The organism is Streptosporangium sp. NPDC087985, assembly GCF_044741965.1.
GTDB lineage: Bacteria > Actinomycetota > Actinomycetes > Streptosporangiales > Streptosporangiaceae > Streptosporangium.
On record NZ_JBIUTQ010000012.1, the window covers coordinates 47894 to 61076 of the forward strand.

A 13183-nucleotide genomic window follows, 5' to 3' on the forward strand; every position below is an offset into this window, starting at 1 on the left:
ATACATCCGAAGCGGACCTGATCTCTCAGCCGGAGGTGCCATGGCTCGCAGGACTGTGACCGCATTCACAGGGGTCGTGGCGTTCACGGCCGCCTGGACGACCCCTTCGGCGGCCGTGAACGCCACCGAGCCGTGGCGGCCCGCGGTGATGGCCGCCACGGGAGACTCGATCAGCGCCGGGTTCAACGCCTGCGGCTGGTACGTCCCCTGCGCCGCGCGTTCCTGGGCCTCGGGTGACAGCCAGGCCGTCCTGAGCCACTACCTCAGATTCCAGAACCTGGACGAGACCATCACCGGGCACAATGTGAATCTCGCCGTCCCCGGCGCGACCAGCGCCGCCCTCGCCGGGCAGATGGCCGACGCCGTCGCGCAGCGCGCCGACTACGTGACGGTCCTGGTCGGCGCCCAGGACGCGTGCGTGCCCGAGGAGCGGCTGATGACCCCGGTGGCGGTCTACCAGAGCCGGGTCGCGGAGGCGTTGAAGCTGTTCCAGGCCGGACGCCCCGACGGCAGAGTGTTCGTGGCGAGCATCCCCGACCTCAAACGGCTGTGGCGGGTCGGCAGGGACAACGTGGTGGCACGCGGATTCTGGGCGGTCGGCCGGATCTGCCCCACCATGCTGGCCAGGGCCGCCTCGACCGCCGCAGCCGACCGGGCGCGCCGTGACCGGGTGCGTGACAGGATCGTCGCCTACAACGCCGCCCTGGCCCGGGTCTGCGGTGAGTACGGGCCGGCCTGCAGGTTCGACGGCAACGCCCTGTTCACCACCCGGTTCACGCTGAACCACCTCAGTAAGTGGGACTTCTTCCACCCCAATGCCGCAGGCCAGCAGCTGATCGCCGAGAAGACCTTCGAGGCGGTCCGCGACTGGGCCAAGGAACCCGTGGGGGATCCGGGGGTCCAGCCCTGACCTCGCAGGGGAGCGGAGGGGGCGCTCCCCGGCGGGTCTCAGCTCGCCAGTGCGGCGAGCGCGGCCGCCGTCTCCGCGGGCTTGGAGAACATCGGCCAGTGGCCGGTGGGCACCGCGTCGAAGCTCCACTCCGGTCCGGCGAGCGCCGCGAAGAACGGGTGACCGGCCGCGATCATCGCGTGGACCCGCTCCAGCGGGAAGGAACAGGCGATGAGCGTCTTGGGCAACTTGTCCGCGCCGCCCTTGAGGGTCAGCGGCTGAGTCAAGGCGCCGTACGGCTGGGCGGTCGCGCGGGAGGCGAACCATCCGCGCTCGGCCTCGCCCAGCCCCTCCAGGCTCGCTCCGGCCCGCTCCTGCTCCTCCCAGGAGATCAGCGGGTAGCCCACCCCGTCGCCTTGCTCGGCGACCCGTTTTTCGATGAACGCGTTCCACTCGGGCTCGTTGGCGTCCAGCTGCGTCATGCCGTCGGCCAGCGGGCCGCTGTCGAGGTAGACGACGCGGGCGACGCGCTCGGGGATCCGGTCGGCCGCGCCGGTGACGGGGGCCCCGGCGCCGCTGTGGCCGACGAGGATCACGTCGTGCAGGTCCGCGAAGACGACGGTGTTGACGATGTCCTGGATGTGGGTCTCGAGGTTGACCCTGGGACCGGCCAGGTGCGCCCGGTCGCCGAGGCCGGTGAGGGTGACCGGGTGGACGTCGTGGCCTGCCTCGCACAGCGGCGGAACGACCTTCTCCCAGGCCCACGCACCGAGCCAGAAGCCGGGGACCAGAACGTATGTGCTCATTTTTCTCTCCTCCTCGTTTCGCGGCTCACCCTAGGATCGAATCCGGACATAATCGGTCCTGTTTCTGAGGAACTTCCATGACTGTCATCAGAGTGCTCACGCTGCTGGAGTTGCTGCAGGCCAGCCCCGGTCTGACCGGTCCCGAGCTCGCTGTCCGGCTGGAGGTGGACGAGCGCACGGTGCGCCGCTACGCGGTGAGGCTCTCCGAGCTCGGGGTGCCGGTGGAGGCCGAACGGGGACGCCACGGCGGCTACCGGCTCCTGCCCGGCTACAAGCTGCCGCCGCTGATGCTCACCGAGGATGAGGCCACGGCCGTGGTCCTGGGACTGCTCGCCGGGCGGCGGACCGGTCTCGCGGTGGGGGAGACGGCGACCGAGAGCGCGCTGGCCAAGATCCAGCGGGTGCTCCCGCAGGCGCTGCGCGACCGGGTCGCCGCGGTGTCGGCGACTCTGGGGCACACCGGGGCGCCGGTGCCGGTGAGCGCTCCGAAGGCCGGGCCGCTGCTCGCGCTCGCCGGCGCCGCCCGGAACAGGAGCACGGTACGGCTGGCCTACCGATCCTGGCGGGGGGAGCCCTCCGAACGCGACCTGGACCCCTACGGCATCGTTTTCCACTCCGGGCGCTGGTACGTCGCCGGGTTCGATCACAGTAGCGGGGAGATACGGACCTTCCGGGTGGACCGGGTGGTGAGCGCCGCACGGACCGAGCGGACCTTCGACGCCCCGGTCGAGTTCGACTCGGTGGCACACGTGCTCGGGTCGCTGTCGGCGGTGCCGTACCGGCACGAGGTGAAGGTGCTCCTGGCCACCACCATGGAGGAGGCGGCCCGGAGGATCCCGGCGTCGACGGCGGCGCTCACCGAGACCGCCGGCGGGATCCTGCTGGAGACCCGGGCCGAACACCTGCACGGGATGGCCCAGATGCTGGCCGGGCTCGGCTGGCCGTTCACCGTGATCACCCCGGACGAGCTCCGCGGGGAGATCCGGGCGCTGGCCGGCCGGCTCGTCGAGGCGGCCGGCGCCTAGATGTCCGGGTTCGGAACGGCGGCCCCGGCCGTGCGCCGCGCGACTCCGACCGCCTGCCGTGTCTCGTCCCCGGCAAGGCTCTCAGCGAGGGTGGGGTGCCGCGCCTTCAGTGGGGCCGAGACCCGCTCGCCCCCGTAGGCCGTCCGTCGCGCCTTTCTGGCCTGACCTGTACGCCTACCGCCAACGGAGCTGATGGCGGGCGCGGAAAGAAACGGTAAATCGCAGGCCTCGGAATGGATAATGATCTTCACGATTGGGCAGGAAATCCGCACACGCCTTGCGTTCCGGGGAGGTACGGCATGGCCTGGTCGCAAGACGAGGAGCGACTACTGCTGCAGATCGAGCGTCACCTCACCGACGAGGACCCGCGATTGGCGGCGCGACTGGAGTCGTTCAACGAACGTGTCCAGCGCAAGGAGCACGGCCGGCGCAAAAATGACGGGAAGAAGAGGCGGAGATCCCGCCGCCCTCGCCGATCGACGATCATCATCATGGTCAGCTGGGTGCTGATCGCCACTCTGATCGCCACGCTGCTCATCCTGGCCCTCCGTCACGAGGCCGCCGCGCTTCCCTTCTAATCGTCCGGGCCGGGCAGGAGCACGTTGGCGCGCCGGCGAGCTCCGGAACTCCTCGTACGGCCTCAGCCGAGGGCGCGCAGGAACCGCGCGGCCACCGGGGCGGCGACCGCGCCGCCGCCCGAGCCCTCCTCCACGATGACCGCGAAAGCCAGGTCGCCCCGGAAACCGATGAACCAGGCGTGGGTCTTCAGCGCGTCCTGCGGGCCGTACTCGGCGGTGCCGGTCTTACCCCGGGTGCCCGGCGGCAGGCCCGCGTCCTTGGCGGTGCCCTTGGTGACCACCGCGGACATCATCTGGTGGATCTGGGACATGACACCCTCGGGAAGCTCCTGCGGTTCGGACTTCTGCTTGAGGGCGGGGACCAGGGTCGGCGGGCGCCAGGTGCCGTCGGCCAGCGCGGCGGCGGCCGAGGCCATCAGCAGCGGGCTGGCGGTGATCCGGCCCTGGCCGAATGACTCCGCGGCGAGTTCGGCATCACTCTGGGCCCGGGGGAAGCTGCCCTTGGTGGCCGGGACGCCGATGCTGAGCGGTCTGTTGAAGCCGAACAGCTCCGCGGTGCTCCGTAGCCTGTCGGCGCCCAGCCGCTCCTTGGCCAGCGGGGCGAAGGTGGTGTTGCAGGAGTAGGCGAAGGAGTCGGAGAAGGTCACCGCTCCGTATCCGGCGTGGTGGGAGTTGCGGATCGGCAGGCCGCCGACATTGACGTCCTTGGGGCAGGTGACCTGCTCGCCAGGGGTCATTCCCCCGGCCAGCAGACCGACGGCGGTGATCGCCTTGAAGGTCGAGCCGGGCGGGTAGTTGCCGTCCAGGGCCCGGTTGAAACCGCCCTGGTTGTTCACCACGGCGAGGATCTCGCCGGAGGACGGCTTGATCGCGACCAGCGACGTGGTCTGCTTCAGATCGCGGACCGCGTCGACGGCGGCCCTCTGAACCCGCAGATCCAGGCTGCTCTCGACCGCCTCGCCGTTCTTGCCCTCGAGCTTGCCGATGGACTTGACGGTCTTCTTGTCCGCGCCGAGGAGCTGTATCTCCGTGGTGGGCGTGCCGGCCAGGCGCTGCTGGAAGGTCTGCTGCAGCCCGCCCCGGCCGATCGCGTCGCCCTTCTTGTAGGAGGAGCCCAGTGCCTTGACGTCTTTGTCGGTGGCCTTGTCGAGGTAGCCGACGAGCTGCTGCACCGAGCCCCCCACATCGCCGCCGTCGATGCGCTCGCCGCCCGCAGCGGTGATCTTCGCCCGCTCCGGCCAGCGGGTCTTCAGGGCGAAGGTGTCGCCGGCGGCCATGTCGGGGTGCACGGCCTGGGGGGACCACTTGACCCGCCAGTTGCGGTCGACGACCGCCAGGTCCAGGACACCGGAGTAGCTCCACTCACCGACGTTCTTCAACCGCAGCGTGGTGGTGTAGGCGGCCTGGCCGACGCCGTCGCCGGTCTCGCGCACCGAGTCCAGCCGCACCGTGGTGCTCTCGACCGCGAGATTCTTGCGCATGTCCTCGTATGTCTTGCCGAACGCGGGGTCGGCCATCCCGAGTTCGGTGCGCATGGCGGTCAGGTTGCCGCTCTGCCACGCCTGGGTGAAGCGCTGGGCGGTCTCCTGCGGGGTGCCGCGGGTGTGCAGGAACCACCACGCTCCGCCCCCGGCGGCCCCCGCCACCAGCACGACGGCCACCGACGTGATCGCGATCTTCTTACCACGCTGCACCCGACTACCCCCTAGTTCTCGGACCCCAAGGGCCGCAGCTTAGCGCGGTCAATGCGACATATAACGACAAATGGCTACTTGCTCTGGACGCGCTTGGGCGCGTAGCTCGGCACGTACTCCTGCCCCGACAGTTCCTGGATCGCCGTCATGATCTCGTCGGTCACCTGGCGCCGGTCGCGCGCGCTGGTCTCCGAACCGGTGAACGTCAGTGGCTTGCCGATCCGTACCCCCACCCGGCCCAGCTTGGGCGTCGAGGCGCCGATCGGGAGCACCTTGTCGGTGCCGCTCATCGCCACCGGGATCACCGGTGCCCCGGTGGCCAGAGCCAGCCAGGAGACTCCGACCTTGCCCCGGTAGAGACGGCCGTCGGGAGAGCGGGTGCCCTCGGGGTAGATGCCGAACAGCTCGCCGTCTCTGAGCACCTGCGCGGCCGCGTCCAGCATGTCCTGTGCGGCGGTGGGACTCTGCCGGTCGATGCTGATCTGGCCGGTGGCCCGCATCCACGCCGCGGTGACGGGGTTACCGGTGAAGTATTCGGACTTGGCGACGAACCGGACCTGACGCGGGAGCACCAGCGGCAGGAAGGTCGAGTCGAGAACGGACAGATGGTTGGAGGCCAGGATGGCCGGGCCCGATCCGGGTACGTGCTCAACCCCGGTGACCTCGGTCGGCCACAGCAGGTGAAGAAGGGGGGCGCTGACGATTTTGGTCAGGCGATAGAGCACGGGCTCTCCTCATGAGACGGGTTCACCACATTAGGTGGTGGCCGGTAGCCGGCACGTGTGCGCACTCGAACAAACAGGGCCTCCACCTTTGTAGCTATCCTCCAAAGCTGTGGCCTTTTTTCAGGATGAAACCTAAAAAAGAAACGCCCCGCAGGAGCCTGGACTCTCGCGGGGCGGAACGTTTTAGTGCCGATGTGGCGGTCGCCTCCTCGGCGAGAGGCACAACACGGCTCCAGCCGAACGGTATTCCGTGAAGGCGGTAATTTGCGGCCCGGGGGACACAAACCACATCGGCACGATTACTGTAACCGACGTCTGCCTGTTGTTATTCCACATGGGGTCACCGGCGTGTCCGATATGGCTGGGCGACCTCTGCCATCTCCCAGGTCATGTTCCTCCGGGGCGACTTCGGTGGACCGCCGCGGGATCGCCTCGGCAGGTGCGGAATGTCCGATTCCTTATGCTGTCAGGCCGTTGTCCGCCGGCCGGGGAGGAGATCGTGATGGAGACCGACCGTCTGATCATGCGCAGATGGCAGGAGACCGACCGGGAGCCGTTCGCGGCACTGAACGCCGACCCGGAGGTGATGGAGCACTTCCCCGCGCAGCTCACCCGTGAGCAGTCCGACGCCATGGTGGACCGGATCGAGTCGGCGTTCGACGAGCACGGGTACGGGCTGTGGGCGCTCCAAATACGCGCCACAGGTGAGTTCATCGGATTCACCGGGCTGGCGTGGCAGACGTTCGAGGCGCACTTCACCCCGGCGCTGGAGGTCGGCTGGCGGCTCGCCCGCTCGGCCTGGGGGTACGGCTACGCGAGCGAGGCAGCCCGGGCGGCACTCGATTACGGGTTCGGCCCGGCCGGGCAGGCCGAGATCGTCTCCATGACGGCGGCGGCCAACCTGCGTTCCAGGGCGGTGATGGAACGTCTCGGCATGGTGAGGGATCCGGCCGATGACTTCACCCATCCCCGGGTCCCCGCCGGGGACCCTCCGGCGGTGCTCTACCGCATCAGCCGCGACGCCTGGCGATGAGCGGTCAACCTGGACGGCTTCCTGGAGAAGGCCCTCAGATAACCGGTTGCCCGCAGGGTAGGGCGCCTGTTCTACTCATGATCAACAGACCCCTCAGCCAAGGAGGCGAAATGAGGCACGCGTTCATGTCCATCCAGCACGCCCCAGTCACCTATGCAAAGGACATGACGCTTGTCGACCTCGTCGACCTTGGGGAGGGCAGCCTCCGGTAGGCGCGTTCTCCGTTCTCTCCTGCCAGGGCCCGGCCCCGCCGTACTCCTGGCTCTTGCCGTCGCGGCCGCGACGGCCCTGCCGCTCGCGGCGCCGCAGTTCACCCGCCGGTTCGTCGATGACGCGGCCGGCGGCGCGGGCGTCCACCGGCTCACCCTTGTCGCGCTGGGCTACCTCGGCCTGGCCGTCGCCGGGCAGGCCGCCCGGATGGTCACCGCCTGGCTGGCCAGCAGGGTGGCCTGGGACGGGACCAACCGGCTGCGCGAACGGCTGGCCGAGCACACGCTCGGCCTTGACATGGCCTTCCACGGCAGGCACACGCCCGGCGAGATGATCGAGCGGGTGGACGGTGACGTGGTCGCCGTCGCCGACTTCGTCGTGGCGTTCCTGCTGGACGTGGTGGCCGGCGTGCTGCTGCTGTGCGGGGTGATCGTGGTGGTGTTCACCATCGACCCGGGCATCGGCGCGGTGCTGCTGGCCTACTGCGTATTGATCGGCTTCGGCATGATCCGTGCGCAGCGCCTTGCCGTACCCTCCGCCACGCGTGCGCGGGCGGCCGGCGCAGCCCTGTCCGGCTACCTGGAGGAGCGGCTGGCCGGGGCGGAGGACCTGCGCGCCAACGGCGCGGGTGAGCACGCCGTCCGCCGCTTCCACCAGGTCAGCGCCGCACTGTGGCGGGCCGATCTGCGCCGGGACGCGGTGGGCAGCGCCATCCTGGCTGGGACGAGCGTGGCGTTCGCGACGGGCACGGCGCTCATGCTGGCTCTGTCGGGCACGCTCAGTCTCGGCACCGCGGTGCTGCTGTTCCAGTACACACTCATGGTCCGCACGCCGTTCGAGCGGCTGATCGACCAGCTGCGCCATTACCAGACGGCCCTTGCCGGACTGGGGCGCATCGGTGACCTGCTGGCCGAACGGCGCACGCTGCCTGTGTCCTCCATGGTTAAGGACCTGCCCGCGACCGGACCGCTCCGTCTGGAGCTGGACACCGTCGACTTCGCCTACGACGACGGGCCGGTGCTCAAGGGCGTCACACTCAGTCTGGCGCCGGGCGAGACGCTCGGCCTGGTGGGCCGCACCGGCAGTGGCAAGACCACCATCGCTCGCCTGGTGGCGCGCCTGTACGACCCGACGGCGGGCGTCGTCCGGGTCGGGGGCCTGGACCTGCGTGAGGTCGACGCCGCGTCGGTCCGCAGGAGGATCGGCGTGGTCACCCAGGACGTGCAGCTGTTCGCCGCCAGCGTCCGGGACAATCTCACCCTGTTCCGGCCTTTCGCCGATGACGACCGCTTGCGGGCCATCCTTACCGAAGTCGGGCTCACCGCTTGGGACCTTGACGCCCAGCTCGGCAAGGTCTCGGCAGGGGAGGCGCAGCTGCTGGCCTTCGCGCGGGCCTTCCTCACCGACCCCGGGCTCGTGGTGCTCGACGAGGCCTCCAGCCGGCTCGATCCGGCCACCGAACGCCGTATCGACCGCAGCCTCACCCGGCTGTTGTCCGGAAGGACCGGCGTGCTCATCGCGCACCGGCTCGCGTCACTGTCCCGCGTGGACCAGATCGCCGTCGTGTCCGACGGCAAGATCATTGAGTACGGCAGACGGCAGGATCTCCTCGCCGACCCGGCCAGCCGGTTCGCCCGGATGCTTTCGGGGGTGCGCCGATGAGGCCCGTCATGGCGGTGGCCACCGCGCTGGCCCGCTTCGACCTGCGCCGCTACCTCATCGGCGGTCTGCTGTGGCTGCCGGTCAGCGTCCTGCCGCTCGGCAGCGGGCTGATCCTGCAGCAGCTGTTCGACCACCTCACCACCGGTCAGGTGCCGCTGCTGCTGTGCGCGGCCTTCGCGGGGATGGAGCTGGTCCGCGGCCTGATGATCGTCATCGCCTGGACCTACGGCGACTACTGGTGGAGCGCGGCGGCGGCCCTGCTGCGAGCCAATGTGCTGCGCTCGATCCTGACCGGCCGGGGACGGGTGCCGCACTCTTCCGGCGAGGCGCTCGCCCGCCTGCGCGACGACGTGAGCGACGTGGTGGAGTTCGTGGATGAGTCCGTACCGCTGGCCGGAGCCACGCTCTTCAGCACCGCCGCGCTGGCGATCATGGCGTCCATCGACCCGGTCATCACACTGGTCCTGCTCATGCCGACGATCGCGGTCGGGGTGCTGAGCCGTCTGATGAACCGGCTGATCAGGCGGCTGCACCGGCGGGCGCGCGTGCTCGGCGCGGCTGTCACCGGCTACCTCGGCGAGATCTTCGGCGGCGTGTTGGCGATCAAGACCGCCGGGGCCGAGGAGGCGGCGCTGGAGCGTTTGCGCCGGCACAACCGCCTGCGTCGTGAGGCGACGGTGAAGGACCGGCTCGCGACCGACCTGCTGAGCACCGCGACCGGCGCGACCGTCGAGATCAGCATCGGCCTGGTCCTGCTGCTGGCCGCCCCGGCCATGCGCCGCGGCGACTTCACGGTGGGTGACCTGGCGTTGTTCACCACCTATGTCGGGTGGCTCACCGCGTTGCCGCGGGCCATCGGTGTGATCCTTTCGCGGATGCCCCAGGCAGGCGTCTCCACCGAGCGGCTCGCCCAGATGATGGGTCCGGGAGAGGACCTGTCCCGCGACAGCGGCGTCTGGTTCCGCCGGGAGCATCCCGCTGTGGTCCGCCCACCTCACGGCGACCCGCTGGAGGTGCTGCAGGCGCGGGGACTCACCGTCGGGTACGGCCTGCACGGGGTGGACCTGGAGATCAGGCGGGGATCGTTGACGGTGATCACTGGCGCGGTCGGCTCGGGCAAGACGACGCTGGTGCGTGCCCTGCTCGGGCTGGAACCGCCGGCGGCCGGGACGATCTACTGGAACGGCAGGCGGGTGACCGATCCCGGCAGCTTCCTGGTGCCCGGCCGGGTCGCCTACGCCGGGCAGGTGCCGCGGTTGTTCTCCGCCTCGCTGCGGGAGAACCTGCTGCTCGGCTGGCCTTCCGACCAGCTGGAGCGGGCGGTGGAGCTGGCGGCGTTCGACCGCGATCTGGCCAGGATGCCCGAGGGCCTGGACACGGTCGTCGGGCCCCGGGGTGTGCGGCTGTCGGGCGGCCAGGCGCAGCGGGTGAGCGCCGCGCGGGCACTGGTCCGCTCGCCGGACCTGCTCGTGGTGGACGACCTGTCCTCGGCTCTGGACGTGGAGACCGAACAGCGGCTGTGGGAGCGGATCACCGGCGTCTGCACGCTGCTGGTCGTCTCCCACAGGCCTGCCGTACTGGCGCGGGCCGACCAGATCATCGTTCTCGACCGGGGCCGGGTGGTCGGCCGGGGACCGTTGGACGAGCTGCTGGAGACCTGCCCGGAGATGCGGCGGCTGTGGTCGCTCAATCCGCTGGACGAGCCAGGACCGGAACCAGGGTATCCAGCAGGCGCCGCCGGTCGGTTTTGACCCATAGGTAGGGAGGCTGCCACCAGCCGCCATCTGTGAATCCGTGCGGATCATCGATGGTGAATGGCGTTGGTGTTGATCCGGATCATGGGCGGGGCGGCGGGAGGACCGGGTCCCCACCGAGGTCGCCGCACGAACTCGGCATCCAGCCCGAGGCGTACGACCCGAAGCTGGACGTGGACTTCACCCCGCTCCGTGAGCAGGACCTGTCCACCGCTGGTTTCGGCACAGCCGCCTGAGCAGCCGCGGCCGGCGCGGCATCATGACGGCGTGTACGAGACGAGCGAGCGGCCGTGGGGTGCATCGCGGGCGTGAACCCCTCCAGCATCAGCACGGTCGCGTCGCGATCAGTGTCTACGTGACCGCGGTTCTGGTCAGCCGGTTTTGGTGGCGAAGGGGCCGCCATCGCCGAACGCGTGCCGCGTGAAGTTCTCGCCGATGCGGCGGTGTCCTGCGGGGTCAGGGTGGACCTCGTCGGGTAGCGGGAGTTCGGCGTAGTCCGTCTCGCCGTAAAGGTCACGGCCGTCGAGGTGGTGCAGGTTCGGGTCGTCAGCCGCCCGCTGGTTGACGATCCGGGCAAGCTCGTCGCGGATGACGTTGAGCGTCAGGCGCCCGGCGGCGCGTTCGGCTGGATCGCCCGTGGCCTTGAACCGCAAGGTCCCGCCGTCGAAGTCTGGCGCGAGGGGGCCGGGGGTGTCCTCCTGGACCGGGCACAGGATGGGGGACACGACCAGCAGCGGCGTGGTCGGATGCCCCTCGCGGATGGTGTCGAGGAAGCCGTGGACTGCAGGGGTGAAGGCGCGCAGGCGCATCGCGTCGGTGTTGACGACATTGATGCCGATCTTGAGGCTGATCAGGTCCGCGGGGGCGTCCCGTATCGCACGGGCGGTGAACGGGTCGAGCAGCGCGCTGCCGCCGAACCCCAGGTTGACCAGCTCCACGCCGCCCTGGGCTGCGGCCAGGGCCGGCCAGATGGCGGTCGGGTGGGCGGCGTTCGAGCCGTGGCTGATGGAACTGCCGTGGTGTAGCCACACCCTGCGCCCGCTGTCCGGCGCCGGCTCGACCGGGGCATCGGTGCGCAGGGCGATCAGCTCGGTGATCTCCGTATGCGGAAGCCAGATCTCGACGTCCTTGTCACGCGCCGGTAGGTCGGTGAACCGGGCGGTGCCGGCAGGCCCCTCACGCAGTTCGGCGGACTGGGTGACCATGTCGATAATCGTGCGGACGTTACCGCCGGCCACCGTGGCCTGGGCAGTGAGACGGCCATCAACCAGCAGGTCGTATATGCCGTCCGCCGGGGCCGGGAGACCTCGGTAGACCCGCTTGGTAGGCAGCGTGTCCAGTTCGATGGTGGTGGCCCGGGTGCGGAAGGCCAACCGCACGCCGGAGGGCTGGGCCTCGGCCATGGCTAGTTGGTCGTCAGGGATCTGCCGGCGAGCCCGAGCGGGCAGCCGATGCGGCAGCAGGCCGTGCACCGTCGGTTCCACGTCGAGGAAACCGCGCAGGATGTCCGTGGTGACAGGTGTGATGATCCAGTCGTACTCAGTGTTCATTGCCTCAGCCTGTTGATCAAGATTTCCGCATCGTTCAGATGCGCTGACATGCGGCGGGCCGACCGCCTCCGGCGGTGCGGCCCCCTGCTGGTCAAGGGGTGGTCCAGTTCCGCAGCAGGGAGTCGAGGGAATCCACGATCCAGGACCAGGAATCCTGCGGGTCGACGGCGGTGTGGCCGAAGCCTCCAGCCATCTCCAGGCTGACGTAGCCGTGGAAGACGCTGCCCAGCATCCGGACCGCGTGCGTCTGGTCCGGCTCCGTCAGGTCGTAGCCGCGCAGGATCGCCCGCGTCATCTGTGCGTGCCTGACGCCTGCACTGGCGGCCGCCGTCTCGGGGTCGAGCCTGAGCTGGGCGGCGGCGTAGCGGCCGGGGTGCTCCCGTGCGTAGTCGCGGTAGACGTTCGCGAAGGCTGCCAGGGCGTCCTTGCCGGCGCGGCCGGCCAGGGCGTCAGCGGCCCGGTCGGCGAGTTCCTCCAGAGCGAACAGGGCGATCCTCGTCTTGAGGTCCTGGGAGCTCTTCAGGTGCGAGTACAGACTCGCGACCTTGACGTCGAACCGCCGGGCGAGCGCCGAGACGGTCACCTGGTCGAAGTCGACCTCGTCGGCCAGTTCCGCCCCCGCCCGGGTCAGACGCTCCGTGGTCAGCCCTACTCGAACCATAACTCTCCTCCCATCTAGCGACAGTCATTATTCATTTGCCTAATAGCTTTAGGCAAATTAGCCTACCACTCATGAATCCGCTGACCGAGCAAGAGATCCGCACCGCGTTCGTGAACTGCACCAAGGGCGAGGCGAAGCGCCTGTCCGTCCCTCGCGACCTGGCCAAGCGGCCCTGGGACGACCTGGACTTCCTCGGCTGGCGTGACCCCCAGGCCCCCGACCGTGCCTACCTCGCCACCGAGCTGGACGGCCGCCTGGTGGCACTCGTGCTGCGCTGCCCCAGTGCCACCTCCTGGCAGACGCGGCGCAGTATGTGCTCGCTATGCATGACCACCCACACCGGGGGCGTCTCGCTGATGGTCGCCGCGAAGGCGGGCAAGGCCGGGCAGCAGGGCAACTCCGTGGGCGCCTACATATGCGGCGACCTCGCCTGCCCGCTGTACGTGCGGGGCAAGAAGGATGCGGGCATCGGTGCACGGCTCCACGAGTCGCTCACCCTGGAGGAGAAGATTCAGCGGACCGTCGCGAACCTCGCCACGCTCATCGCCAAGGTCACCACGTCAACGACCCCGGTCTGAAGGCCGGGGCTTGAGGTG

The 13183-nt window shown here is 69.6% G+C and carries 13 protein-coding genes; 8 read left to right on the top strand and 5 right to left on the bottom strand.

Annotation, left to right across the window (positions count from 1 at the left end; all coding sequences use genetic code 11):
- Positions 1 to 40: 40 nt before the first annotated feature.
- Positions 41 to 910 carry a GDSL-type esterase/lipase family protein gene (locus tag ACIN94_RS21395; protein ID WP_400708563.1) on the top strand — a complete coding sequence of 290 codons (870 nt, stop codon included), beginning with the start codon at positions 41 to 43 and terminating at the stop codon, positions 908 to 910.
- 38 nt (positions 911 to 948) lie between these two features.
- Here ACIN94_RS21395 and ACIN94_RS21400 read toward each other — a convergent pair whose 3' ends face one another.
- A complete protein-coding gene (locus ACIN94_RS21400) occupies positions 949 to 1695 on the bottom strand; it encodes an alpha/beta fold hydrolase (RefSeq protein ID WP_400708565.1) in 747 nt (248 codons plus the stop codon).
- Between the two features lie 77 nt (positions 1696 to 1772).
- On the opposite strand from ACIN94_RS21400, the gene ACIN94_RS21405 reads away from it, so the two are divergent.
- Complete coding sequence (locus ACIN94_RS21405) at positions 1773 to 2720, top strand: helix-turn-helix transcriptional regulator (RefSeq protein WP_400708567.1); 948 nt, start codon at positions 1773 to 1775, stop codon at positions 2718 to 2720.
- Positions 2721 to 3019: 299 nt separating this feature from the next.
- The gene (locus ACIN94_RS21410; RefSeq protein WP_400708569.1) at positions 3020 to 3298 is read left to right on the top strand and encodes a DUF3040 domain-containing protein; all 279 of its coding nucleotides are present in this window, start codon (positions 3020 to 3022) and stop codon (positions 3296 to 3298) included.
- Between the two features lie 62 nt (positions 3299 to 3360).
- Here ACIN94_RS21410 and ACIN94_RS21415 read toward each other — a convergent pair whose 3' ends face one another.
- Together ACIN94_RS21415 and ACIN94_RS21420 are read right to left on the bottom strand one after the other, a co-directional pair.
- The gene (locus ACIN94_RS21415) at positions 3361 to 4992 is read right to left on the bottom strand and encodes a penicillin-binding transpeptidase domain-containing protein (protein WP_400708571.1); all 1632 of its coding nucleotides are present in this window, start codon (positions 4990 to 4992) and stop codon (positions 3361 to 3363) included.
- Between the two features lie 74 nt (positions 4993 to 5066).
- Positions 5067 to 5717, bottom strand: a complete 651-nt coding sequence (locus ACIN94_RS21420) for a lysophospholipid acyltransferase family protein (RefSeq protein WP_400708573.1) — start codon at positions 5715 to 5717, stop codon at positions 5067 to 5069.
- A gap of 502 nt (positions 5718 to 6219) precedes the next feature.
- Here ACIN94_RS21420 and ACIN94_RS21425 point away from each other — a divergent pair.
- From ACIN94_RS21425 to ACIN94_RS21440, 4 genes are all read left to right on the top strand, one after another.
- Complete coding sequence (locus ACIN94_RS21425) at positions 6220 to 6750, top strand: GNAT family N-acetyltransferase (protein ID WP_400708575.1); 531 nt, start codon at positions 6220 to 6222, stop codon at positions 6748 to 6750.
- A 171-nt stretch (positions 6751 to 6921) separates the two neighbouring features.
- Entirely contained in the window at positions 6922 to 8622 is a 1701-nt protein-coding gene (locus tag ACIN94_RS21430) for an ABC transporter ATP-binding protein (protein ID WP_400708577.1), read from the top strand.
- Entirely contained in the window at positions 8619 to 10373 is a 1755-nt protein-coding gene (locus tag ACIN94_RS21435) for an ABC transporter ATP-binding protein (protein ID WP_400708579.1), read from the top strand. Before ACIN94_RS21430 ends, ACIN94_RS21435 begins: the two co-directional genes overlap by 4 nt.
- Before the next feature lie 56 nt (positions 10374 to 10429).
- Positions 10430 to 10612, top strand: coding sequence for a hypothetical protein (locus ACIN94_RS21440; protein ID WP_400708581.1), 183 nt, complete (start codon positions 10430 to 10432; stop codon positions 10610 to 10612).
- A gap of 135 nt (positions 10613 to 10747) precedes the next feature.
- Here the strand turns inward: ACIN94_RS21440 and ACIN94_RS21445 are convergent, their stop codons facing one another.
- Both ACIN94_RS21445 and ACIN94_RS21450 read right to left on the bottom strand, forming a co-directional pair.
- Complete coding sequence (locus tag ACIN94_RS21445) at positions 10748 to 11926, bottom strand: GDSL-type esterase/lipase family protein (protein ID WP_400708583.1); 1179 nt, start codon at positions 11924 to 11926, stop codon at positions 10748 to 10750.
- A 91-nt stretch (positions 11927 to 12017) separates the two neighbouring features.
- A complete protein-coding gene (locus tag ACIN94_RS21450) occupies positions 12018 to 12587 on the bottom strand; it encodes a TetR/AcrR family transcriptional regulator (RefSeq protein WP_400708585.1) in 570 nt (189 codons plus the stop codon).
- Between the two features lie 71 nt (positions 12588 to 12658).
- On the opposite strand from ACIN94_RS21450, the gene ACIN94_RS21455 reads away from it, so the two are divergent.
- Positions 12659 to 13165, top strand: a complete 507-nt coding sequence (locus ACIN94_RS21455) for an FBP domain-containing protein (RefSeq protein WP_400708587.1) — start codon at positions 12659 to 12661, stop codon at positions 13163 to 13165.
- Positions 13166 to 13183 lie beyond the last annotated feature (18 nt).

What these genes read in the sequence shown, in the direction of transcription:
- ACIN94_RS21395 (WP_400708563.1), top strand. Translation starts at nt 41, where the DNA reads ATGGCTCGCAGGACTGTGACCGCATTCACAGGGGTCGTGGCGTTCACG.
- ACIN94_RS21400 (WP_400708565.1), bottom strand. Translation starts at nt 1,695, where the DNA reads ATGAGCACATACGTTCTGGTCCCCGGCTTCTGGCTCGGTGCGTGGGCC.
- ACIN94_RS21405 (WP_400708567.1), top strand. Translation starts at nt 1,773, where the DNA reads ATGACTGTCATCAGAGTGCTCACGCTGCTGGAGTTGCTGCAGGCCAGC.
- ACIN94_RS21410 (WP_400708569.1), top strand. Translation starts at nt 3,020, where the DNA reads ATGGCCTGGTCGCAAGACGAGGAGCGACTACTGCTGCAGATCGAGCGT.
- ACIN94_RS21425 (WP_400708575.1), top strand. Translation starts at nt 6,220, where the DNA reads ATGGAGACCGACCGTCTGATCATGCGCAGATGGCAGGAGACCGACCGG.
- ACIN94_RS21435 (WP_400708579.1), top strand. Translation starts at nt 8,619, where the DNA reads ATGAGGCCCGTCATGGCGGTGGCCACCGCGCTGGCCCGCTTCGACCTG.
- ACIN94_RS21440 (WP_400708581.1), top strand. Translation starts at nt 10,430, where the DNA reads ATGGTGAATGGCGTTGGTGTTGATCCGGATCATGGGCGGGGCGGCGGG.
- ACIN94_RS21445 (WP_400708583.1), bottom strand. Translation starts at nt 11,926, where the DNA reads ATGAACACTGAGTACGACTGGATCATCACACCTGTCACCACGGACATC.
- ACIN94_RS21450 (WP_400708585.1), bottom strand. Translation starts at nt 12,587, where the DNA reads ATGGTTCGAGTAGGGCTGACCACGGAGCGTCTGACCCGGGCGGGGGCG.
- ACIN94_RS21455 (WP_400708587.1), top strand. Translation starts at nt 12,659, where the DNA reads ATGAATCCGCTGACCGAGCAAGAGATCCGCACCGCGTTCGTGAACTGC.